The sequence below is a fragment of the Tsukamurella pseudospumae genome (genome assembly GCF_001575195.1).
Classification (GTDB): Bacteria; Actinomycetota; Actinomycetes; order Mycobacteriales; family Mycobacteriaceae; genus Tsukamurella; species Tsukamurella pseudospumae.
In genome coordinates this window covers 277,812-299,391 of the sequence record NZ_LSRF01000058.1, presented here as the reverse complement: position 1 = coordinate 299,391, position 21,580 = coordinate 277,812, and the positions used below count along the sequence as shown (strand labels likewise).

Below are 21,580 nucleotides of genomic sequence, written 5' to 3'. Positions count from 1 at the left end.
ATGGTGGCGGCAACGCCCCGCACCGCGGGCACCGACGTGAAAGGGCCGATCGTGGCCAAGACGACGCAGCAACCACCTGAGTTCGCGGACACGGCGCCCTACACGGTCGACTACGTGCACGACTGCCCTGCGCCGGTGGAGGCGGCGTTCGAGGTCTTCAAGGACAACCGCGGCGGCACCCGCTGGCTGGGCTGGTTCGTCACGGCGGTCACGCCCACGTCGGACCCCGAGCACGGCGTGGGGTCGACGCGCACCGTCACCTTCCTCTACGGCCTCGGCAGCCTCGAGGAACGATTCGTGGCCTGGGAGGAGAACCGCCTGTGGTCGTTCACCGCCACCTCGTTCCGGCCGCGCTTCTTCTCCAGCTTCATGGAGCGGGTCACGTTCGAGGCGGTGGACGAAACCCGCTGCCGGATCCACTACCGCGCCGGCATCGACTTCACCGCGCTGGGCAGACCCTTCGCCCGCCCGGCGATCGCCTTCCTCAACCGCGCGATCGTTCCGACCCTGGAACGGATGAGTGCTCTGGCGGTCGAGCAGTTGCGGTGATGAACCGGCGTCAGATGCAGAAGGGTCGCAATCTGCGTGGCGGACAGGCCCTTCGTCACCAGGCGCGGCACCTCGACCACGCGACTCTCGGTTCCTGACCGATTCGGACAACCGCGCGTCGGTACCCGGCCGCCACATCCGCGACCGACGCACATCACCTACAGATCCGGCGGCTTCTGCCCCTGAGGAATCCCTCCTGGAGGTAGCCACCCACGGAATCGAGCACGGATCGATCCGTGCAGACTCGGAGGTCTCACAGCCCCCAGATGACCGAGACGCTGGACGCCGAACATCTTGCTGGACGGCCTGATCGGCGCCTCTGCCGTCATTGTCCGAACCGGTCAAGATCGGAGAGTCCGATGATCGCGATGGGCCGTTGCTTTGCGCGCCAGCACATCCCGCCTCTGCGCACCCGCTCGCGCGCCGCCGCGCCGCCGCACCCGCTTCAATCCAGCCCGTTCTCCAACGCGTAGCGGGCCAGCTCCACACGGTTACCCAGCTGGAGCTTGCGGAGCGTGGCCTGCACGTGGTTCTCGACGGTGCGGTGGCTCAGGTGCAGCCGGGTGGCGATCTGCTTGGCGGACAGGCCCTTCGCCACCAGGCGCAGCACCTCCGTCTCGCGCGGCGTGAGCGCCGCGGCGGGCGTCGGCTCCGGCGCCGCGGCCATCCGCCGGAACTCCCCCAGCACCAGCCCCGCGAGGCCGGGCGTGAAGACCGGTTGCCCGGCCGCAGTGGCGTGCACGGCTGCGACCAGCTCGTCGGCGGAGGCGCTCTTGACGAGGTAGCCGCAGGCCCCGGCCTTCACGGCCTCGACAACGTCGTCGCGCTCGTCCGACGCGGACAGGATCAGCACCTGGGCCTTCGGTGCCGCGGCCAGCACCAGCGCGGTACCCGCGGCGCCGTCGCCGTCGGGCAGTGACATGTCCATCAGCACGACCCGCGGCTGCACCGCACCGGCGATCCGCCCCGCGGCGGCCACCGAGTCCGCCGTCCCCGCGACGACGAATCCGCGGGCCTCGAGGTCGCGCGCGACCGCGTCGCGCCACATCGGGTGGTCGTCCACCACCAGTACGGAGATGTCCGCGTTCGCGGCTACGTCCGGGGTATCCATAGCTCCCATTCCACTCCCTCGTCCACGCCGGTCGTCAACTCCGCGCGCCCACCCAGCTCACGCATCCGTCCGACGATCGACTCCGCCACCCCCAGTCTGCCCTCGGCGCGCGCGGCGTCGAGGCGCCCCGGCGCGATGCCTGCACCGTCGTCGCGCACGGTCACCAGGACCGCGTCGCCCACATCCTCGAGCAGCAGGAAGGACCGCGCCCCGGGACCGGCGTGCCGGAGGGTGTTCTCCAGAGCGTTCCGGACCGCCGCGGTCACCTCCGCCGCGGTCGAGGCGGGCAGCGTCACCGCCCCGCCGGGCTCGGCGAGGGTCACGGTCGACGACGCCAGCGGCCGCAGCAGCTCCCGCAGGTCCACCAGGTCGCCGTCGCCGGCTGTCCCCGGTTCGACGGTGCCGCCCGGCGTCTCGGCGATCAGGCGGCGCAGCGCCCGCTCCTGCTGCGCCGCGAGCTCGCCCAGCGCGCCCAGCTCCGTCCCGGGGCCGCCGAGGGCGGCGCACCGTCGGGCCAGGAAGGCGAGGGCCTGCAGCACCCCGTCGTGCACCTCCCGGGCGAGGCGCTCCCGGGCGCGGGCCTCCGCGGCGACGCGCTCGGCCTCGCGCAGCTGCTCCTGCGAGCGAATGGCCACGCGCGCGGCCACGCCGATCCCCAGGCCCACCGCCATGAAGACGGGATAGTTGGCGTCGCGGAGGATCGTCTCGGGGAAGGTGCCGCGGTAGATCGCGTTGATCGCGGCGATGACGATGCCGCCGATCACGCCCGCGACCGGCCCGGACAGGATCGCTGCGGAGACCACGGGATTGGTGAGCCACAGTGTGGTCGGGAGGGTCTGGTTGTGCGCGGTGAACGCCGGCGATGCCACCCAGACGGTGCCCAGCGCCAGGACCGCGGCGACCGCGAACTCGGCGAGCACGAACCACCGGTGCCGCCCGAATCCACGCACGTAGCCGAATCCGGCGACCAGGCTCACCACTACGACGGCGCCGATCATCACCCAGCTCCAGCCCACGTGCCGGTACCGGTCCGCCTCGTCGATCTGCCGGCCGACGGCGTAGAGCACCGACAGTGCCCGGAACCACTGCGCGCCGCGCCACAGCGGCGCGCGGGGATCCCCGCCGTCGGACGTGGCCCCGTCGGCGGACTCGGCGCGCCGTAGACGGGTAGCGAGGCCTTGCATGTGCCCACGTTAACCGGTGAGTAGGCTGGCGCCGATGAGCGAAGGTGAATCGGCCGACCGGGCGGATCGCCCGGACCCGGCCGCGGCGCCGGGAGCGGACGTCGACGGTCCGACCGGGGCGGACACGCCCGACGACGCCGCAGCGGCGATCACGGCCGATGCCGAAGGCGGCAAACGGCCGGTGCTGAACCGGCGGCGCTGGAAGTGGGCGCGGCGCACCCTGCTGGTGATCCTCGCGATCGTCCTCGGCGTCGAGGCGTATCTGTTCTGGCCGACGGTGTCGAAGTCGGTCCGCGAGCTCAAGCACATCCGGTGGGAGTGGGTCGTCGCCTGCGTCATCGCGGTGTTCTTCTCGATGGACTCGTTCGCCCAGGTCACGCGCACCCTCCTGCGGTCCGCGGGCGTGCCCGTGACGCAGCGGCAGGCGCTGAGCCTGCAGATGGCGTCCAACTCGGTCTCGCAGTCGCTGCCCGGTGGGCAGGTGCTCGCGCCGACGCTGGTCTACCGGCGCACCCGCATGTGGGGCGCCTCGCCGGTGATCGCGACCTGGCAGATCGTGATGAGCGGCCTGCTCATGTCGGCGGGGCTCGCCGTCCTCGGACTCGCGGGCGGCCTGCTGGCCGGCGCCAAGACCAGCCCCTACTCCGTGGTGTTCTCCGTCGCGATGCTCGTGGTCTTCATCGTGCTGGTGCAGTACGTGGCCTCGCACCCGGACGGCCTCTACGTCGTCGGGGCGCGGCTCATCCGCTGGATCAACGACCTGCGCAACAAGCCGGAGGACACCTGGCTCGCCCGCTGGAAGGAGATCCTCGACCAGCTGCAGGCCGTGAAGCTGAGCCGCCGCTACGGCGCCGAGGCCTTCGGGTGGTCGCTGTTCAACTGGGTCGCCGACGTGGCCTGCCTCGCGTTCGCCTGCTACGCCGTCGGCGACGCGCCCGGCCTCGCCGCGCTCGCCGGCGCCTACGCCGCGTCGAAGCTGGTCAACACCGTCAGCCCCATCCCGGGCGGCCTCGGGCTGGTCGAGGCGGCGCTGGTCCCCGCGCTCGTGCTGGCGGGGATGCCCGCCAGCTCGGCGCTGACGGCGACCCTGCTGTACCGGCTGGTCAGCTACGTCCTCGTCGTGGTGGTCGGCTGGATCGTGATCGTCGTCGGATACCGCAGCTACCGCGCCACCCTGGACGTCGACCCCGACGCGGCCGGCGGCAGCGGCAAGCCCGGCAGCACCCGGCCCGCGCAGGACGCCGATCGCACGGTCGAAGCCCCCGAGGGCGACAGCGGACCGTCGACCAGCCCGAGTTAGCACCCCCACCTGCCCTTTTAGCGCGCCGCAACCGGCTCTCAAGGGCGACGGGGCATCGTCGTCCCTGTGAGCGGACGACCCGCACGCTCACATCGCCCCGGAGTGGAGGGGGGCGGGGGGTCAGGCCCGGTCGGGGCGCGTCTGGGAGGACCGCGCCCCGGCCGCGTGCCGAGCACCGTCTACCGTGGTCACATGCGTATTCCGGCCATCGCCGTCCTCGACGTCGTCTTCGTGCTGCTGTTCGTCGTGATCGGCCGGTTCAACCACAACGAGGCGTTCTCGCCGGCCGGGTTCGCCGAGACCGCGTGGCCCTTCCTGCTGGCCCTCGCCGTGGGCTGGGCCTTCACCTATGTGCTGGCCGCCCTGCGCGGCCACGAGCCCGGGCGCGCGCAGACCTTCTACCCGGGGCGCGTCTTCCCCGCGGGCGTCATCATCTGGATCTCGACGGTGGCCTTCGGCATGACCGCCCGGGGCCTGCTCACCTCCAAGGGCGTCGAGGTCAGCTTCGTCATCGTCGCCACCATCGCGCTCGGCCTGTTCCTGCTGGGCTGGCGCGCCGTCGCGCAGCTCGTGATCGCCCGTCGCGCGAAGGCCTGAACTACTTCAGGTACGCCCCCGCGACCTGCAGCGATCCGCTGCCGGAACGGTCGCCCGTCACCATGATCGCGAACGACTGATCGCCGCGGTAGCCGATGAACCAACCGGGGCCCTCCGGCCCGTTGGTGCCGACGAGGCCCTTCGCCTTGGTCGCGACGAGGTCACTGCCGTCACCGGACGGCGAGACGGTGGCGTCCATCTTGGCGCGCACGGCTCTGAGGATCTTCTCGTCCACGTCGCCGATGGGGACGCTGGGCTTCGCGGTCTGGCCCTGTACCACGAACGGCGCCGTGGTCTTCCCCTTGGCGATGGCCGCGGCGAAGATCGCCATGCCGAACGGTGTGGCCTTGACGGTGTCGCCGCCGAGCTCCGCGGGTCCGCGCCCGCCGACCCCCGGCAGTTCCGCGGTCACCGTCTTCACGCCCGTCATGGCGAAGTCGGTGCCCATGCCGAGCGGCGCGAGCAGCTTTCCCTGCTTGCCCGCGTCCTTGCCCGCAGCGGCGTTGACCTCGCTGTACAGCGGCTCGAGGACAGGCCCCGTGGTCGACAGCCCGGTGAGGGCCCAGTCGGGTGAGACGGCGCTGGCCTGCGTGTTCTGCGCGGCGGCGAGCACGGCCCCCGTCGAGATCGAGACCACGACCATCGCGGCGGGCTGGCCCAGCTGCACGACCGCGTTCTCGACGTCGAGCTGGACCTTGGGATCCATGGCGGTGCGCAGGTCCGGTCCGGGCGGCCCCTGGTAACCGACGATCTTGGTGGGCGGCTTGCCGTTCGTGAGCAGTTGCACCTCCCAGCCCGCGGTCGCGTCGCGGTTCGCCTGCCAGGCGCCCTTGATCCCGTCGAACAGCGGCGAGAACAACTGTCGGTTCGAGATGAGCAGGTCCTGGGCCGGGGTGTCCTGCAGGCCGGGCACGGCGGTCAGCTTGTCTCCGAGCACGCCGAAATCGTCGTCGCGCAGGTCGAGGACGGGCACCGGCTTGCCCGGGTCCGCCTTGGCCTTCGCGGCGAGCGATTCGGGGGTGACCAGCGGCGCGACGGGCGAGACGATCTTCGCGACCCGGGTCAGACTGTCGGTGAGGTTCTTCGTCTTGTTCGGGTCGACGGTGAGGCGATGGACGATGCCGGCGAACATCAGGTCCGACTTGTCGGCGGCGAACACCTTGGGCGCCTTGGCGTCGGTGCGGATCTGCCGGATCGAGGTGTCCGGGGTGAGCCCGGGCGCGAGCACCGCCGGGTCCCAGGAGATCCGCCAGCCGATGGACAGCTGCGAGGCGCTGCCCTTGGTGGTGTAGTCCCAGTCCCGGCCGTCACCGAAGTTCCAGTGCGTCTTGACGTCGAAGGTCGCGCTGCCGCCGGAGTAGCGCTGCACGTTGGCCGTGGTGACCTTCACCGACTGCGCGTTCATGTCGCGCAGGGTACGGCCGATGACGCCACCCGCCGCGTCGGGCGACGACGTGACGGCCGCCGCGGCGACGGCCTTGCCCTCCCCGATCGCCGAGGTGTAGCTGTCGAGCATCTTCTGCACCTCTGCCACGGCGCTGTCGCCGCACGCGGACAGCCCACCGCCGACGCCGAGGAGCAGGACGGAGACCAGCGCGGCGGTGCCGTGGCGTGCCCGACCGCTCCGTCTCACGTCGCCTCCCTCGTGGTGAACGGCCCTGCGCCGTCCCTGACGGCGGAGCTTACCTTTCCGACCATGGCATCCTTGGGATATGGATCTGGTGGTGCGTTCCGCGGACCGGGCCGCGTCGTCGATGCCCGGCGTCCGGTCACGTCACTGCTTCTCCTTCGGAGACCACTACGATCCCGACAATACCCACCACGGAATCCTGCTGGCCTGCAACGCGGAGCAGGTCGCGGCGGGCACGGGCTTCGACACGCACCCCCACCGCGCCGTCGAGATCGTCACCTGGGTGCTGTCCGGGTCGCTGGTCCACCAGGACAGTGAGGGACACGCCGGGCTGGTCCACCCGGGCCTCGCGCAGCGCATGAGCGCCGGGACCGGGGTGCTGCACTCCGAGCGCAACGACCGCGCCGTCGAGGGTGCCGACGTCCGGTTCGTCCAGATGTGGGTCCTGCCGGACGAGCCGGGCGGCGCACCGTCGTACGAGCAGCGCGACACGACTGCCGAACTGGCCGCGGGCGCGCTGGTTCCGGTCGCGTCGGGCGACCCCGCACAGGACGCGGCCGTCCGGATCGGGAACCGCGGCGCCACGCTGTTCGCGGCGCGGCTGGCGCCCGGCGGCACCGTCGACCTGCCGGACGCGCCCTTCGGGCACCTCTATCTGGCCGACGGTGCCGTGGTCACCGAGGCCGCGCAGGGCCCCGTCGGGCTGTCCGACGGTGACTCGCTGCGCACCGCCGGGGACGGACGACGCGTGACCGCCGGGCCCGACGGTGCCGAGCTCCTGTTCTGGCGCATGCTCACCCGCCTGGGCGGCTGATCCGGCCCCGACGGTCCGCCGAGGCCGTCGCGGGACCTACGGCAGCGGGCGATCCGAGGGCACCACGAGGTAGCTGGGCCGGTTCGGGTCGATGATCACGTGCTGCGGCGAGAACCTGGTCTCCGAGGTGACCGGGCCCAGCGTGATGGCCTTGATGAGGTTCAGTGCGAACACGTCCACCCGCAGGCGGTGCCCGGGCTTGAGGATCGCGCTGACCGCGTGCGTGGCGATGTCGAGCTCCACGACCTGCCCGGGCTTGACCAGCTGCCGCTGGTTGATGTCGAGCTCGTAGTAGGGCGCGGTGTAGTCGCCGGCGGCGGTCTTGAGGCTGCGCGACTGGTCGATCTGCCGCAGCGAGGTGGTGAGCTGCCCGGAGCTGATCACCTCGGACCGGCCGTCGGGCGAGACATCGGTGACGTTCACCGACCAGTACGCGTCCCGCTGGTCCTGCGTGGTGGTCAGGTGCAGGTTGATCGGCCCGGAGATCACCGTCGACTTCCCGACGGGCTTGCTCGTGAAGGTCAGCCCGTTCATCTCCGCGACGCGGTTGTCGGCGGCGCAGCCCTGGAAGACCAGCAGGCCGAACATCGCCTGCCCGGTGTCGTTCGAGCACAACGTGCTGAGGCCGGGGCCGACGGTGCGCCGCGCCGCGAGCTTCGGTTTCGCGGTCTGCAGGCTGTTGTCGGACAGCGAGCCCGGCGCCGTGCCGGAGGTGAGGCTCGAGAGGTACATGCGCTGGTACTGCTGGTTGGGCTCGGGGAAGCCGTCGCCCTGCCACCAACCACCACCCTTGCGGTGCACCGTGACCGGCGCGTAGTTGTCGATGCCGTTGTCGGCGTCCTTGAGCCACTTGTCGAACCAGGCCTTCTGGAGCACGTCGGCGCGGGTCGGCTGGTTCACGCCGCCCAGGTCGTGGGTGACGGTGACGTGGTACGCGTCGCCGATGATCACCTTCTTCTTCGACAGCGGCAGGCTGCTGAGCTCGGACGGCAGGCGCCATTCGGTGTTGGTGAACAGGTCGTGCCATCCGCCGAACGCGAAGGTGGGCGTGGTGATCTTGTTCAGCGGCGTCCGGAAGGCCTGCCGCAGCGGCGAGTTCTTGTCGATCAGCTCCTTGGTCTTCGGGTCCAGTCCCTCGGCGGTCGGCGAGAAGACGCCCGAGAGTAGCTGCGGCACGAACACCGCGGGGTTCTCGATGCGCTGCTGCAGCCATTTCCAGTCGAAGGTGCCGTTGAGCAGCGAGCGGATGTCGGGGATGAACTTGAGGATGTTCACCAGCGCGAGCCAGGGGCCGAGGAAGCCCACGCCCAGGCCGCCGCCGGGCGCGATGATGTCCGCGGTCAGGTCCGCGCCCGGCACCACCGGGAAGAGCGCCTGCAGGCCCTTCGGGTTCTTCGATGCGACCTGGAGCTGGTTGATGCCCGAGTACGACACGCCGGTCATGCCCATTCGGCCGTTGGCCCACTTCTGATTGCGGACCCAGTCGAGGACCTCGACGGTGTCCTGCTGCTCGCGCTCGGCGAACACCTGCCACACGCCCTGCGAGTTGCCGGTGCCGCGCACGTCGACGACCACCTGGGTGTAGCCGTTCTGCACGAGCTTCGGGTCGAGGCCGGTGAAGGAGCTGACCATGCCGCCATTGAGCACGTCGCGCAGGTCGTTGACGCCGGCGATCGGGGTGCCGGCGAAGTTGAACAGGTTCAGCAGCTGGATCAGCGCGGGAGAGAGCACCGGGACGTTCATCGCGAGCGTCGCGATGGCGCTGACGAATTTGGTGTAGGGCGTCATGTTGACGATCGTCGGGGTCTTCGTGTCGATCGCCCGGCCCGAGGCATCGGCGGGGCGGAAGACGTTCGCCTTGAGCACGGTGCCGTCGGACATCGTGACCGGCACGTCCCACTCGATGGCCATCTTGGGGTACTTCGTGGGGCCGTCGTGGTCGGCGCTCCACTCGGGGTTGATCATCCCGGCGACTCCGGGGCCGGGCTTCCACGGCTCCGCAGTCGCCTTCGCGTTCAGCCCGGGGACGGTCACCACGGTCGCCACGAGGACGAACGCGGTGAGGAGGGCGGCGAGGACCAGTCGCAGGCGCGGACGCGTCAGCCTCATACGAGAATCTCCTTGAACATAGCTCCACCGCACAGGCCAACCCCGTTTGCGGTATGCATCACACGGCACCGTATCGCTGTGCGGCCTCACACGGAATACTGACGAGTCAGTTCTCCCACCATGTGAGATCACTGAGGAGGAGCTGGCAGGATGGCAAGGTGACCTCTACTCCCGCTCTGGACCTCAGCCACGTCGACCCCGCCGTCCGCGTGCAGGACGATCTGTTCGGCCACGTCAACGGCAAGTGGTTGGACAGCCACGAGATCCCCGCGGACCGCTCGACCGACGGTGCCTTCTACGCCCTCCGCGACGCCGCGGAGCGGCACGTGCGCGACATCGTCGAGGAGTGCGCCGCCGCCCCGGCCGACGCCGGACGCGACGCCCGCAAGATCGGCGACCTCTACGCGAGCTTCATGGACACCGCGGCGATCGCCGCGGCCGGACTGACGCCGCTGACCGACGAGCTGACCGAGATCCGGTGGGTGCAGTCACCGTCGGACCTGGTCACGGTGCTCGGGCGCCTGCAGCGCACGGGACTGCGCGGCGTGCTCGGCTACTACGTGGACACCGACGCCAAGCGCTCCGACCGCTACCTGGTCAACCTGGTGCAATCCGGCATCTCGCTGCCCGACGAGGCCTATTACCGCGAGGAGCAGTACGCGCCGGTGCGGGAGAAGTTCGTCGCCCACGTCGCGGCGACCTTCCGGTTGGCCGCCGGCGCACTGGAGGGCGTCGTCGCCGCGGGTGCGGAGGACGCGGCCGCCGCGCAGGTGCTCGACCTCGAGACGGCGATCGCCGCCGGGCACTGGAACGTCGTGGACCGCCGCGACGCGGACAAGGGCTACAACCTGCGCACCTTCGCCGAGCTCGACGCCGAGGCGCCCGGCCTGCGTCTCACGGAGTGGGTCGCGGCGGTCGCGGGCTCCGCCGATTCCTCGGTGTTCGCGGAGGTGAACGTGCGCCAGCCCTCGTACGCCGCGCACGTGGCCGACCTGATCACCGACCGGCCGGTCGAGCAGTGGCGCGTCTGGCTCGCGTGGAGCCTGCTGCACGCGCGCAGCCCGTTCCTCACGGACGACCTGGTCGACGAGCACTTCGCCTTCTACGGCACCGCGCTCACCGGCACGCCCGAGATCCGCGAGCGCTGGAAGCGCGGCGTCACGCTGGTCGAGCAGTACCTGGGCTTCGCGGTCGGCGAGCTGTACACCGCGCAGCACTTCCCCGCCGATTCGAAGGAGCGGATGCGGGCGCTCGTGGCGGATCTGGTCGAGGCGTACCGTCGCCGGATCTCCGAGCTGCCGTGGATGACCCCCGCCACGCGCGAGCGGGCGCTGGAGAAGCTCGGCAAGTTCACCCCGAAGGTCGGCTACCCGGACGCGCCGCGCGACTACGCGACACTGGAGATCCGCCGCGACGACCTCATCGGCAACCTGCGCCGCGGCGAGGCCTTCGAGCACGACCGGGAGTTCGCGAAGATCGGCGCGCCCGTGGATCGCGACGAGTGGTTCATGACCCCGCAGACCGTGAACGCCTACTACAACCCCGGCATGAACGAGATCGTCTTCCCCGCAGCGATTCTGCAGCCGCCGTTCTTCGCCCCGGACGCCGACGACGCCGTCAACTACGGCGGTATCGGCGCGGTGATCGGGCACGAGATCGGCCACGGCTTCGATGATCAGGGTGCCAAGTACGACGGTGACGGCAACCTCGAGGACTGGTGGACCGACTCCGACCGCGCGGAGTTCGGCAAGCGCACGGAAGCCCTCATCGCGCAGTACGACACGTTCGTGCCGCGCGAGCTGGCCGACGAGGCCGGCGGCTCGGAGCACCACGTCAACGGCGGTTTCACGGTCGGCGAGAACATCGGCGACCTCGGTGGTCTCGGGATCGCCCTCGTGGCGTACGGGATCGCGCGCGAACGCGCGGGCGGCACCGTCGACGATGCCTCGACGACGATCGACGACCTGACCGGCCTGCAGCGCGTGTTCTACAGCTGGGGCGAGATCTGGCGGGGCAAGTCACGGCCCGAGGAGGCGATCCGGCGGCTCGCCATCGACCCGCACTCGCCGGCCGAGTTCCGTTGCAATGCCATTGTCTCCAACCTCGATGCGTTCTACACCGCGTTCGGCGTCGCCGCCGGGGACCGCCTGTTTCTGGACCCCGAGCAGCGTGTCTCGATATGGTGACTGTCGATCAGTAAAGTTCTACCGACGTCCCGTCGAGCAGCCGGCGGATACCCAGTTGTGAGCCCCGTGTCGATCCGGCACGGAGAACGGGCGGCCGTGCCTCATCGCAAACAGACCACTGAACAACTCCCCTCGGTTCTCGGCATCGTGCACGAGGCACCGCCCGCCGAGGAGGTGCCCCTCGAGGAGCTCACGCTCAGCGAGCGCATGGGCGAGATCGCGAGGCTGCTGCGCGAACAGTCCGGTGATTCGGAGTCCCTTCTCACGGCGGCCACCCAGTTCGCCGTGGAGCAGGTGCCGGGAGCGGATTTCGCGAGCGTGACCCTCGTCGATCCCAAGGGCGGGATCTCCCATCCGGTGGTGATCGGCGACGAGGCGCAGCGGGTCGCCGACGTCCAGCGCGATCTGCAGGAGGGCCCCAGCGTGGGCGCCACCTTCGAGTCGACCACGATCCTGATCGACGACACCTCCGCCGACGACCGCTGGCCGCGGTTCGCCGCCGCCGCTCGCGACGCGGGCGTGGGGTCGATCCTCAGTTTCTGCCTGTACGTGCAGAACGACGCCTACGGCACCCTGGATCTGATGGCCCGCGAGCCGCACGCCTTCGACGCGGAGTCCGTCTCGATCGGCTCGCTGTTCGCGGTGCACGCGGCGGTCGCCTTCTCCGCCGTGCGCGAGAAGGAGCAGATCCGCGCCGCCCTCACCACCCGCGACGTGATCGGCCAGGCCAAGGGCATGATCATGGAGCGCTACAAGCTCGACTCCGACGCAGCCTTCAGGTTGTTGGCCCGGCTCTCGCAGGACAGCAACGTTCGGCTCGCGGAGGTCGCGGAGCAGGTCATCGAGGCCGGTCCGGAGTAGCGGACCCGACGGTGCGCCCGCCCGTTCCGGAGCGCACGCTCCGGCGGCGGGCGCTCCGCGGGCTACGGGCTGAGCTCCGACGGCTGGCGCGCCGGCGGCTGGCGCTGGCACTCCGGGCTGCGGGCGGCCGCTACGGGAGCGCGCCCGGAGACCCATCGGCCGGACGTACCGCGTGGACGTCGACCCGGGAACGCCGAGGTGGCCGGGGGACCCAGAGGTGCCATGCCGATCCGCAAAGCCATGCGTGACACGCATACCTCACATCACCGCAGGTCAAAGGGCTTTTCATGCGACCGAGCCATGCGCCGCACGCATGGCTCGCGCCTGCCGCTGCTGATCCATGGGGAATCACCGTGCGCTTCGGTCCCCGACCTCGCGGCCACCGCAGGGACCCCCGATTCCGGTTCGTCCCCCGCGCCACACCGAGCCGCGACCCAAACGTCCGCTCCCCCACCGAACGCCGGTCGTCCGACGAGGGGTCAGCCGTCCCCCACGCCACGCCGTCGCCCCCCACGCCACGCCGCCGTCCCGCGCGCCACGCGGCCGCCCCCAAGGCCACGCCGAGCCGCGACCCATGCGCCGGACGCATGGCTTCGACCGAAAATATCGCTCTGACCTGCAAAATATGCAACCATGCGCCGCACGCATGGCTTGGCGAACGGGCACCCGCCTTCTCAACGCGGCCCGCACCGTCGAACCCGGACACCGCGCCGCACCGCCGCCAACCGGGCACGGCGCACCGTCGACCCCGGAAACGAAAGGTCCGGCATCACCTGTGGGGTGATGCCGGACCTCTCAATTGGAGCGAGTGCTCGACGCGGACCTACTCGTAGGTCTCGCCGGCCTCGGCCTTGGCGACCAGCGAGGCGGGCGGCGTGAACTGCTCGCCGTACTTGCCGGCCAGGAACTTCGCCTGCTCGACGAAGGCCTTCGGACCGGTGAGGCCCTCGGCGGGCGTGCCCGGGCGGCCCTCGTAGCCGTTGATGTACTGCATGACGCCACCGGTCCACGCGGGGAAGCCGATGCCGAAGATCGAGCCGATGTTGGCGTCGGCGACGGACGTGAGCACGCCCTCGTCGAAGCAACGCACGGTCTCGATGGACTCGATGAAGAGCATGCGCTCCTGGAGCTCTGCGAAGTCCGGCTTCACGGAGCCCGACTTGAAGTGCTCCTGGAAGCCCTGCCAGAGGCCGGTCCGCTTACCCTCGGCGTAGTCGTAGAAGCCCGCGCCGTCCTTCTTGGAGGTGCGACCGTTCTCGACCATCCAGTCCACGACGGCGAATGCGCCGTGCTGCGGGACGTCCTTGCCCTCGGCCTTGAGAGCCGACTCGGTGGCGAGGCGGATCTTCTGCATCAGGGTGAGCGTCAGCTCGTCCGTCAGCTGCAGCGGCGCGGCCGGGTAGCCGGCCTGCTGGCCCGCCTGCTCCAGGTACACCGGGTCGACGCCCTCACCGATGGCCGCGAGGGCCTCGTTGATGAACGTGCCGATGACGCGCGAGGTGAAGAAGCCGCGGCTGTCGTGGACGACGATCGGGGTCTTCTTGATCTGCAGGGTGTAGTCGATCACCTTGGCCAGCACGGCGTCGGAGGTCTTCTCGCCCTTGATGATCTCCACCAGCGGCATCTTGTCGACGGGGCTGAAGAAGTGGATGCCGATGAAGTCCTCGGAGCGCTTGACGCCCTCGGCGAGGATGGTGATCGGCAGCGTCGAGGTGTTGGAGCCGAGGATGGCGTCGGGCTCGACGATGTCCTCGATCTCCTGGAACACCTTGTTCTTCACCTCGACCGACTCGAACGCGGCCTCGATCACGAGGTCGACGCCCGCGAAGTCCTGCGGGTCGACGGTCGGCGTGATGCGGGCGAGCAGCGCGTCGGACTTCTCCTGCGTGGTGCGGCCCTTGGCCAGCGCCTTCGCCTCGAGCTGCTCCGAGTACGCCTTGCCGCGCTTGGCCGCGTCGATGTCGATGTCCTTGAGGACGACCTCGATGCCGGCCTTGGCCGAGACGTACGCGATGGCCGCGCCCATCATGCCGGCGCCGATGACGCCGACCTTCTTGGCCTGGTACTTCTCGAAGCCGTCGGGCCGCGAGCCGCCGCCGTTGATGTGCTGCAGGTCGAAGAAGAACGCCTTGATCATGTTCTTCGACACCTGGCCGGTGGCCAGCTTGGTGAAGTAGCGCGACTCGATCTCGAGGGCGGTGTCGAAGTCGACGTAGGTGCCCTCGAACGCGGCGGCCATGATGGCCTCCGGCGCCGGCATCGGCGCACCCTTGAGCTGCTTGCGCAGGTTGGCCGGGAACGCGGGGGCGTTCGGTGCCAGGGTCTTGTCGATCGGGGAGCCGCCGGGAATGCGGTGGCCCTTGACGTCCCACGGCTGCGCCGAGGCCTCGGGGTTGGCCTTGATCCACGCCTTCGCGGCGGGGATCAGCTCGTCGACGGTGCCGACCAGCTCGTTGACCAGGCCCGTCGCCTGGGCCTTGGCCGGAGCCATCTGCTGGCCCTGGAGCAGCACGCCCATGAGCGCGCCCTGCAGCCCCAGCATCCGGACGGTGCGGACCACGCCGCCGCCGCCGGGGAGCAGGCCGAGGCTGACCTCGGGGAGGCCGATCTTGCTGCCGCGCACGTCCGCCGCGATGCGGTGGTTGGTCGCGAGGGCGATCTCGAGGCCGCCGCCGAGCGCGGCACCGTTGATCGCGGCGACCACGGGCTTGGGCAGCTTCTCGAGGCGGCGGAGATCCTTCTTGATCTCCTGCACCTCGTCGAAGACCTTCTGCGCGTCGGCCTTCGTGGCCTTGCGGATCTCGGTCAGGTTGCCACCGGCGAAGAAGGTCTTCTTCGCGGAGGTGAGCACGATTCCGGTGATCGACTCGACCTCGGCCTCGAGGCGGTCGACGGTGGCGCGCATGGACGTGCCGTACAGCTCGTTCATGGTGTTCGCCGAGCTGGTGGGATCGTCCATCGTCAGGACGACGATGCCGTCGGCATCCTGCTCCCAGCGGATCATGTTGTCAGACATGTGTTTTTCAGTCTCCTGTTGTTCCGGCGGGCGTCAGATGCGCTCGATGATGGTGGCCGAGCCCATGCCGCCGGCGATGCACAGCGTGATGAGGCCGTAGCGGCCGCCCGTGCGCTCCAGCTCGTCGAGCACGGTGCCCACCAGCATGGCGCCGGTGGCGCCGAGGGGGTGGCCCAGCGCGATGGCGCCGCCGTTGACGTTGACCTGCTCGCGATCGAGCTTGAAGTCCTTCATCCACTTGAGGACGACCGAGGCGAAGGCCTCGTTCAGCTCCCACACGTCGATGTCGTCCTTCGTCAGGCCGGCCTTCGCCAGGACCTTCTCGGTGGCCGGCGTCGGGCCGGTCAGCATGATCGTGGGGTCGGCACCGGTCGACGCGGTGGCGACGATGCGGCCGCGGGGGGTCAGGCCGGCCTTCTTGCCGCCGGCCTCGTTGCCCACCAGGACGAGCGCGGCACCGTCGACGATGCCCGAGCTGTTGCCACCGGTGTGGACGTGGTTGATCTTCTCGACCGTGTTGTAGCGCTGCAGCGCGACGGCGTCGAAACCGCCCATCTCACCGACGACGGTGAAGGCGGGGCGCAGCTTGCCGAGGTCGGCGGCGGTGGTGCCGGGACGACGGTGCTCGTCGTTGTCGAGCACGACGAGGCCGTTCTGATCCTTGACCGGGACAACGGACTTCGCGAAGCGGCCCTCGTCCCACGCCTTCGCGGCGAGGTCCTGCGACTGCGCCGAGTACTCGTCGACATCGTCGCGGGAGAAGCCCTCGATGGTGGCGATCAGGTCGGCGCCGATGCCCTGCGGGGCGATGTAGTTGTCGTAGCTGTACTGCGCGTCGTAGAACAGGGCGCCGAAGTCGGAGCCCATCGGGACGCGCGACATCGACTCGACACCACCGGCGAGGACCAGGTCGTCACCGAGGCCGGAGCCGACCTTCTGGCCGGCGATGTTGGTGGCCTCGAGGCCCGAGGCGCAGAAGCGGTTGATCTGCACGCCCGCGACGGTGTCCGGCAGGCCGGCCACGATGGAGGCGGTGCGGGCGATGTCGGCGCCCTGCTCGCCCACGGGCGAGACCACGCCGAGCACGATGTCGTCGATCGACGCGGGATCGAGATTCTCGTTGCGGTCCTTGATCTCGTCGATCAGGCCGACCACGAGGTCGGTGGGCTTGATCGCGGTCAGCGAGCCGTTCTTGAGCTTGCCACGGGGCGTACGGATCGCCTCGTAGATGAATGCGTCAGACACTGGGTCTTCCCGTCCTTTCGAAGAAGGTGTTCTCAGGGCTCGTGGATGCCACGGGACCTGTCACTCCTACAGGCTAACCGTCTGTAGCTTATTTGGAAAGAGTGGCAGGTAGAACGATACCTAGAACGTGATCCATGGGCTATCGTGACGTTAATCATGGCTGCACCTTCATCTCGCGGATCCGGCCCCGGATCGCGCCTGCGCCCCGCCGAGCGGCGTCGCCAACTGGTCGACGTCTCCACCGGCCTGTTCCTGGACCGCGGGTACGGGAACGTCTCGGTGTCCGACATCGCGCGCGCCGCAGGGATCAGCGGCCCCAGCTTCTACCGGCACTTCCCGGACAAGGAGTCGATCCTCGCCGCAGCGATGCGCTCGGCGGTGGACGAGATGTCCGCCACCACCGCGCGGGTCCTGGCCCGGCGCGGAGCGAGCTTCGACGACCTCGCCGCGGCGGTCTTCGCCATGGCGGTCTCGACCCCCGGGCCGCTCGCACTGTGGCGGTGGAATCGGCGCCACCTCACCGCGGAGCAGGCGCACGAGATGATCGCCGCGAGCGAGTCCGTCCTCGGCTCCTGGACCGAGGCGCTGCGTCGCGACCACCCCGAGATCACCGACGACGACGCCCGCGTCCTCTCCTGGGCCGTGCTCGCCGTCGGCGGATCCGTGCCTCCGAGCCGCGGCCGCATCGGCATCCGCCGCTACCGCGCCGACCTCGAGACGATCGCACGGCGCGTGCTGCGCGCAGCACCGTCGAAGGCCCCGGTCCTGCCCGCGCCGCCCGCGCGCCGCGCGCCCGTGCTGCGCAGCGACGAGATCCTCGACGCCGCGTCCGAGCTCTTCTTCTCGCGCGGCTACAGCACCGTGAGCATGGACGACATCGGTGCGGCCGTGGGCATTTCGGGCCCGAGCGTGTACGGGCACTTCCCCTCGAAGGGGTCCATCCTGGTGGGCGTCGTCGGCCGCGCACGTGCCGCGCTCGAGATCGGCGTCATCGGCGCGGCCGGGGCGTCCGACGGTGACCCCGCCGTCGAGTTGCGCTCGCTGGTCCGGTCCTACGCCGCGAACCTGGTCAGTTCCACCGACCTCGCCGTCGCGTTCACCGTCGGGCGCGAGGTGGTCATCGAGTCGGGAGGCGAGGCGCTTCTCGCCGCGCAGAAGGCGTACGTCGCGCGCTGGGTGGCGCTCCTCTCCGCGGCGGCCGACGCCGCCCGGTCCGACGGGGCCGAGGGTGCGCTCGACCCCGCGGGTGCCCGCATCGCCGTGGGCGCCGCGATGACGATCGCCAACGACTTCGCCCGCACCCGCCGCCTCCGCCGGCGCCCCCGGTTCTACGACGAGCTGGTCTTCCTCGTCGACGCCGCGCTCGGCCTCTGACCCGCCGAACCCGCCGATCTCCGGTGCGCGTGTGCGATGGGACGTGCCTTGACCGTCGGGTGCCGGAATGTGCGGTCATCGGTCTCAATGATCACGAGAACGAGTGACCGCACATTTCGACGCCGGGCCGCGCCCGCGGAATCACCACCCGTTGACGTGCAGCACCGTGTCCAGCGGGGCTCGCTTGGCGCGCTTGAAGTCGGTGCCCTGGGTGTACGCGACGGGCATGAGCACGCCCTGCCGGACGCTCGCCGGGATGCCCAGCGCCTCGGCGATCTCCCGCTCGTACTCGAGATGCAGTGAGGTCCATGCGGATCCGAGGCCGCGTTCGCGCAGAGCGAGTGCGAGGCTCCAGGCCGCCGGGAGCAGCGAGCCCCACAGCCCGGCCTGGTTGCCGGCGGGCAGTTCGCCGCCGGGCACGTGGATCGCGCCGATCACCAGTGCCGGCACCTGCTCCATGATCTCCGCCAGGTAGGTGGCCGACGAGGCCACCTTCTCGGCCGTCTCGAGGTCCTTCGGCGGCTTCGCGGCCCGCGCGGCCGCGCCGGCCTCGGCGTACGCGAAGTAGGACTTGCGGTAGTACTCGGCGACGATCTTCTTGGGCTCGGGGTCGGTCAGCACGATCCAATGCCAGCCCTGCGCATTGCTGCCCGACGGCGCCTGCAACGCCACCTCGAGCGCGTCGGTGATCACGCCGAGCGGGACCTCCCGCTCCAGGTCGAGACGCTTGCACACGGACCGGGTGGTGGCCAGTACCTCATCGGCGGACAGGTCGAGATGCGGGAAGTCGAGGGCCATGCCCCACTCTAACGAGCGCGCCCCGGCGTCGTATTCCCCCGCTTGGCGCGGTCGAGCGTGGCCAGCGACTTCTTGGCGGCCGCCAGTTCGGCCTGGAGCGCCGCGACCTTGTCCGCCGCGGCGTCACGGGCCGCGGACAGCACCTCGTCGACGGCGGCCCGCGCCTCCTTGTCGCCGAGGCCCGCGAGGGCCTTGTGCACGGCGGGCAGGGCGATCTCCGACGCACCGGCCGGCTTCTGCGCGTTCCGCGTCACCTTGAGCGAGGCGGAGTTGTCGGCGCCGACGTGCAGCGTGATCGTCACGGACCGCGCCGCCTTGGGCGCGGGCGTCCCGGGGCGCTCCGCCTTGGGCGCGGGCGTCCCGGGGCGTTTGCCCGACGGTGCGCCACCCGCCGCCGTGCCCGACGGTGCCGGCCCCGCGGGCGCGGGACTCACGGGCGCCGGTGCGGCCGCCTTCTTCGGCGCCCGCTTGACCGGCTTCGGCTGCTTGGTCGAACGCAGCTCCCTTGCCTCGTAGGGCAACTGGTCGTCCACGCCGGTCGGCTTGACCGTCACGGTGGCACCGTCCACCTCGACGATCCGGGCCGACGCACCGGCGGCGAGGCCGAGGCTGGGGACGGCCTCGACAAGATAGACCAGGGGCTTCCTACCTTCGGCGAGCGCCGCCGCGTAGCGGGTGAGGTCGTCGTCCGTGAGCGTCTGCTCGGCCATCTACTTGATCCCCTTCGAAATCGCCGGAAGTACCGTCGACTCCACCGTATCGATCGCGAGCGGCCCGCCGTAGAGCAGTGCGTCGACACCGTTCGTCTTGTCCACGATGATGATCGGCACGCCGTAGATCAGTGACGAGGGGACCCCGTCGAAGCCGCCGTTGCCCGCGGACGGGTCGGTACGGGCCACGATCGTGCGGTCGACGTCGCTGGAGTTGACCGCCTTGTAGAGGTCCGACGAGCCGAGCGTGATCCACCCGGACCCCGACCCCGAGACGGGCGTCTGCATCGAGAAGCCGAGCAGCCCGAGCAGCTGGAAGGGATTGCTGGAGCTGGTCGCGATCCGCGTCGACGAGCCGTCGTAGTGCACCACGTCCAGCTTCTTGCCGTTGAAATCCGGGTGCGCGGAGCGCAGCTCGGTGATCTTGGCCTCGTAGGTCTTCTTCACCGCGTCCGCGCGCCCCTTGGCACCGAGCGCCTCGGCGATGAACGCGAGCTGCTCCTGCCAGGTCCAACCCGACTTGCCCTGTTCGGGGACGGCGATGGCGCGGCCACCCGCCAGGGACTTGAGGTCCTTGACCGTGTTCGCGGCTGCGGGGTCCGTGTCGATGATGAGGTCCGGCTTGGCCTTCTCGATCACCGACTTGTCCGGGTTCGCCGAGGTACCGGCCGTCTGCACCTTCGCCAGTGCGGGCACCCAGGAGGGCAGCTCCGACCTCGGGCCGTTCGCGCCCGCGACGACGTCGAAGCCCAACGCCGACACCAGTTCCGCGTCGCCCGCGCCGAGGGCGACGATGCGCTGCGGCCGGCTGTCGAGCTTTGTCTCGCCGTTGACATCGGTCACGGTCCGGGCGCTCCACGCGTCGAGCGCCGGCCCGGTGTCCTTGTCGCCGCCGATGAACACGAACGCCAGGACGGCGACGAGGACCACGACGAGGGCCGCCGCGCCGCCGATCAGCAGTGGCTTACGGCTCTTCGGCTTCGGCGCGCCGGGCATCCCCGGCATCGACGGACTGCTCGGCCCGCCCAGGGCGCCCGGCGGCGGCCCGCCGGGCCCGTAACCGGGAGGCCCCGCGAACCCGGGCAGCGTGCCGGGTGCCACACCGGCCTGGTTGAAGCCGGTCGCCAGCGCCGGATTCGACGGCGTGCCCTGCCAGTTCGTGCCCACCGGCGCGGTGGGCGGCGCCATGCCCGAGGCGCCGGACATGCGGCGCGCGGCGGCCGCCAGCGCATCGGCGAACTCACCGGCGGTGGAGTACCGGTCCGCCGGGTTCTTCGCCATCGCCCGGCCCAGCACATGGTCGATCTCGGGCGAGAGGTCGGGCCGCTTGAGCCGGATGCTCGGCGGGTTCTGGCTGATGTGCGCCAGCATGAGTTGCCCGGAGACGGTGGTGGTGAACGGCGGAGCGCCGGTCAGCAGGACCACGGCCGCGCACGCCAGCGAGTAGACATCGGCGCGGTGGTCGATGGGATTGCCGAGCAGCGCCTCGGGGGCGGTGTAGGCGAGCGTGCCGACGACGGTGCCGGCCTGCGTGTGCTGCCCGACCTCGGTCTGCGCGGCGCCGATGCCGAAGTCGGCGAGCTTGACCTGCTCGCCGCGGCGGCCCCGGTCCACCAGGAAGTTGGCGGGTTTGACGTCGCGGTGCAGGATCCCGTGCTGGTGCGCGTAGTCCAGCGCGTCGGCGACCTGCTCGATCGCGGCGACAGCGCGGTCCAGGCTGAACGGCCCTTCGCGCTGCACGGTCTCGGCGAGGTTGCCGCCCTCGACCAGCTCCATCGCGATCCACAGGTGCCCGTCGGACTCCCCGCGGTCGTAGACGTCCACGATGTGCGGGTGCTTGAGGCCGGCGATGAGGTCCGCCTCGCGATCGAACCGCGCCCGCACCGCGGGATCGGCCGACAGCTGGCTCTGCAGCACCTTCAGCGCGACCGACCGGGGCAGCGTACGGTGCCGGACCCGGTAGACCGTGCCCATGCCACCGGTACCGAGCACCGACTCGATCACGTATCCCGCGATCGATTCACCAGGTTGGGCGACCACGAACACCTCCACTCACGCACGTCTACAGCGTGATGAATCTACCGCGCTGCAGGTTG

The 21,580-nt window shown here is 70.4% G+C and carries 16 protein-coding genes; 7 read left to right on the top strand and 9 right to left on the bottom strand.

The features are described from left to right. Positions 1 to 3: 3 nt before the first annotated feature. On the top strand, positions 4 to 549 hold the full coding sequence (locus AXK60_RS19815; RefSeq protein ID WP_175400077.1) for an SRPBCC family protein: 546 nt from the start codon (positions 4 to 6) through the stop codon (positions 547 to 549). A 445-nt stretch (positions 550 to 994) separates the two neighbouring features. On the opposite strand, the gene AXK60_RS19810 is transcribed toward AXK60_RS19815, so the two are convergent. Together AXK60_RS19810 and macS are read right to left on the bottom strand one after the other, a co-directional pair. Beyond that, positions 995 to 1,660: a response regulator gene (locus AXK60_RS19810; RefSeq protein WP_068573747.1), complete on the bottom strand. Its 666-nt coding sequence runs from the start codon at positions 1,658 to 1,660 to the stop codon at positions 995 to 997. Next, positions 1,642 to 2,844 (bottom strand): MacS family sensor histidine kinase, encoded by a 1,203-nt coding sequence (gene macS, locus AXK60_RS19805; RefSeq protein WP_068573745.1) that lies wholly within the window; start codon positions 2,842 to 2,844, stop codon positions 1,642 to 1,644. The genes AXK60_RS19810 and macS overlap by 19 nt, the downstream gene beginning before the upstream one ends. Positions 2,845 to 2,878: 34 nt before the next feature. Here macS and AXK60_RS19800 point away from each other — a divergent pair, with 34 nt between their 5' ends. Further along, positions 2,879 to 4,144, top strand: a complete 1,266-nt coding sequence (locus tag AXK60_RS19800; protein WP_082778139.1) for a lysylphosphatidylglycerol synthase transmembrane domain-containing protein — start codon at positions 2,879 to 2,881, stop codon at positions 4,142 to 4,144. A 192-nt stretch (positions 4,145 to 4,336) separates the two neighbouring features. Next, complete coding sequence (locus tag AXK60_RS19795) at positions 4,337 to 4,741, top strand: DUF3054 domain-containing protein (RefSeq protein WP_068573743.1); 405 nt, start codon at positions 4,337 to 4,339, stop codon at positions 4,739 to 4,741. Position 4,742: 1 nt separating this feature from the next. Here AXK60_RS19795 and AXK60_RS19790 read toward each other — a convergent pair whose 3' ends face one another. Beyond that, positions 4,743 to 6,374, bottom strand: a complete 1,632-nt coding sequence (locus AXK60_RS19790; RefSeq protein ID WP_068573741.1) for an NTF2-like N-terminal transpeptidase domain-containing protein — start codon at positions 6,372 to 6,374, stop codon at positions 4,743 to 4,745. A 79-nt stretch (positions 6,375 to 6,453) separates the two neighbouring features. Between AXK60_RS19790 and AXK60_RS19785 the strand changes: the two genes are divergently transcribed. Continuing rightward, a complete protein-coding gene (locus tag AXK60_RS19785; RefSeq protein ID WP_068573740.1) occupies positions 6,454 to 7,185 on the top strand; it encodes a pirin family protein in 732 nt (243 codons plus the stop codon). 36 nt (positions 7,186 to 7,221) lie between these two features. Here the strand turns inward: AXK60_RS19785 and AXK60_RS19780 are convergent, their stop codons facing one another. Further along, complete coding sequence (locus AXK60_RS19780; protein ID WP_068573738.1) at positions 7,222 to 9,294, bottom strand: CocE/NonD family hydrolase; 2,073 nt, start codon at positions 9,292 to 9,294, stop codon at positions 7,222 to 7,224. 158 nt (positions 9,295 to 9,452) lie between these two features. Here AXK60_RS19780 and AXK60_RS19775 point away from each other — a divergent pair, with 158 nt between their 5' ends. Together AXK60_RS19775 and AXK60_RS19770 are read left to right on the top strand one after the other, a co-directional pair. After that, a complete protein-coding gene (locus tag AXK60_RS19775) occupies positions 9,453 to 11,480 on the top strand; it encodes a M13 family metallopeptidase (RefSeq protein ID WP_068573737.1) in 2,028 nt (675 codons plus the stop codon). A 96-nt stretch (positions 11,481 to 11,576) separates the two neighbouring features. Beyond that, positions 11,577 to 12,341, top strand: a complete 765-nt coding sequence (locus AXK60_RS19770) for a GAF and ANTAR domain-containing protein (protein WP_244881141.1) — start codon at positions 11,577 to 11,579, stop codon at positions 12,339 to 12,341. A gap of 823 nt (positions 12,342 to 13,164) precedes the next feature. On the opposite strand, the gene AXK60_RS19765 is transcribed toward AXK60_RS19770, so the two are convergent. Together AXK60_RS19765 and AXK60_RS19760 are read right to left on the bottom strand one after the other, a co-directional pair. Further along, on the bottom strand, positions 13,165 to 15,357 hold the full coding sequence (locus tag AXK60_RS19765) for a 3-hydroxyacyl-CoA dehydrogenase NAD-binding domain-containing protein (RefSeq protein ID WP_068573735.1): 2,193 nt from the start codon (positions 15,355 to 15,357) through the stop codon (positions 13,165 to 13,167). Positions 15,358 to 15,390: 33 nt separating this feature from the next. Continuing rightward, positions 15,391 to 16,602, bottom strand: coding sequence for an acetyl-CoA C-acetyltransferase (locus AXK60_RS19760; protein ID WP_068573733.1), 1,212 nt, complete (start codon positions 16,600 to 16,602; stop codon positions 15,391 to 15,393). 156 nt (positions 16,603 to 16,758) lie between these two features. Here AXK60_RS19760 and AXK60_RS19755 point away from each other — a divergent pair, with 156 nt between their 5' ends. Next, positions 16,759 to 17,976 (top strand): TetR/AcrR family transcriptional regulator, encoded by a 1,218-nt coding sequence (locus AXK60_RS19755; RefSeq protein ID WP_068573731.1) that lies wholly within the window; start codon positions 16,759 to 16,761, stop codon positions 17,974 to 17,976. Positions 17,977 to 18,117: 141 nt separating this feature from the next. On the opposite strand, the gene AXK60_RS19750 is transcribed toward AXK60_RS19755, so the two are convergent. Genes AXK60_RS19750 through AXK60_RS27850 form a run of 3 tightly spaced genes read right to left on the bottom strand, consistent with a single transcriptional unit; the run spans position 18,118 to position 21,524 of the window. After that, positions 18,118 to 18,774: a nitroreductase family protein gene (locus tag AXK60_RS19750; protein WP_068573729.1), complete on the bottom strand. Its 657-nt coding sequence runs from the start codon at positions 18,772 to 18,774 to the stop codon at positions 18,118 to 18,120. An 8-nt stretch (positions 18,775 to 18,782) separates the two neighbouring features. After that, complete coding sequence (locus AXK60_RS19745) at positions 18,783 to 19,484, bottom strand: DUF6319 family protein (protein ID WP_068573727.1); 702 nt, start codon at positions 19,482 to 19,484, stop codon at positions 18,783 to 18,785. Continuing rightward, positions 19,485 to 21,524: a serine/threonine-protein kinase gene (locus AXK60_RS27850; RefSeq protein ID WP_139058054.1), complete on the bottom strand. Its 2,040-nt coding sequence runs from the start codon at positions 21,522 to 21,524 to the stop codon at positions 19,485 to 19,487. It lies immediately after the preceding gene. Positions 21,525 to 21,580 lie beyond the last annotated feature (56 nt).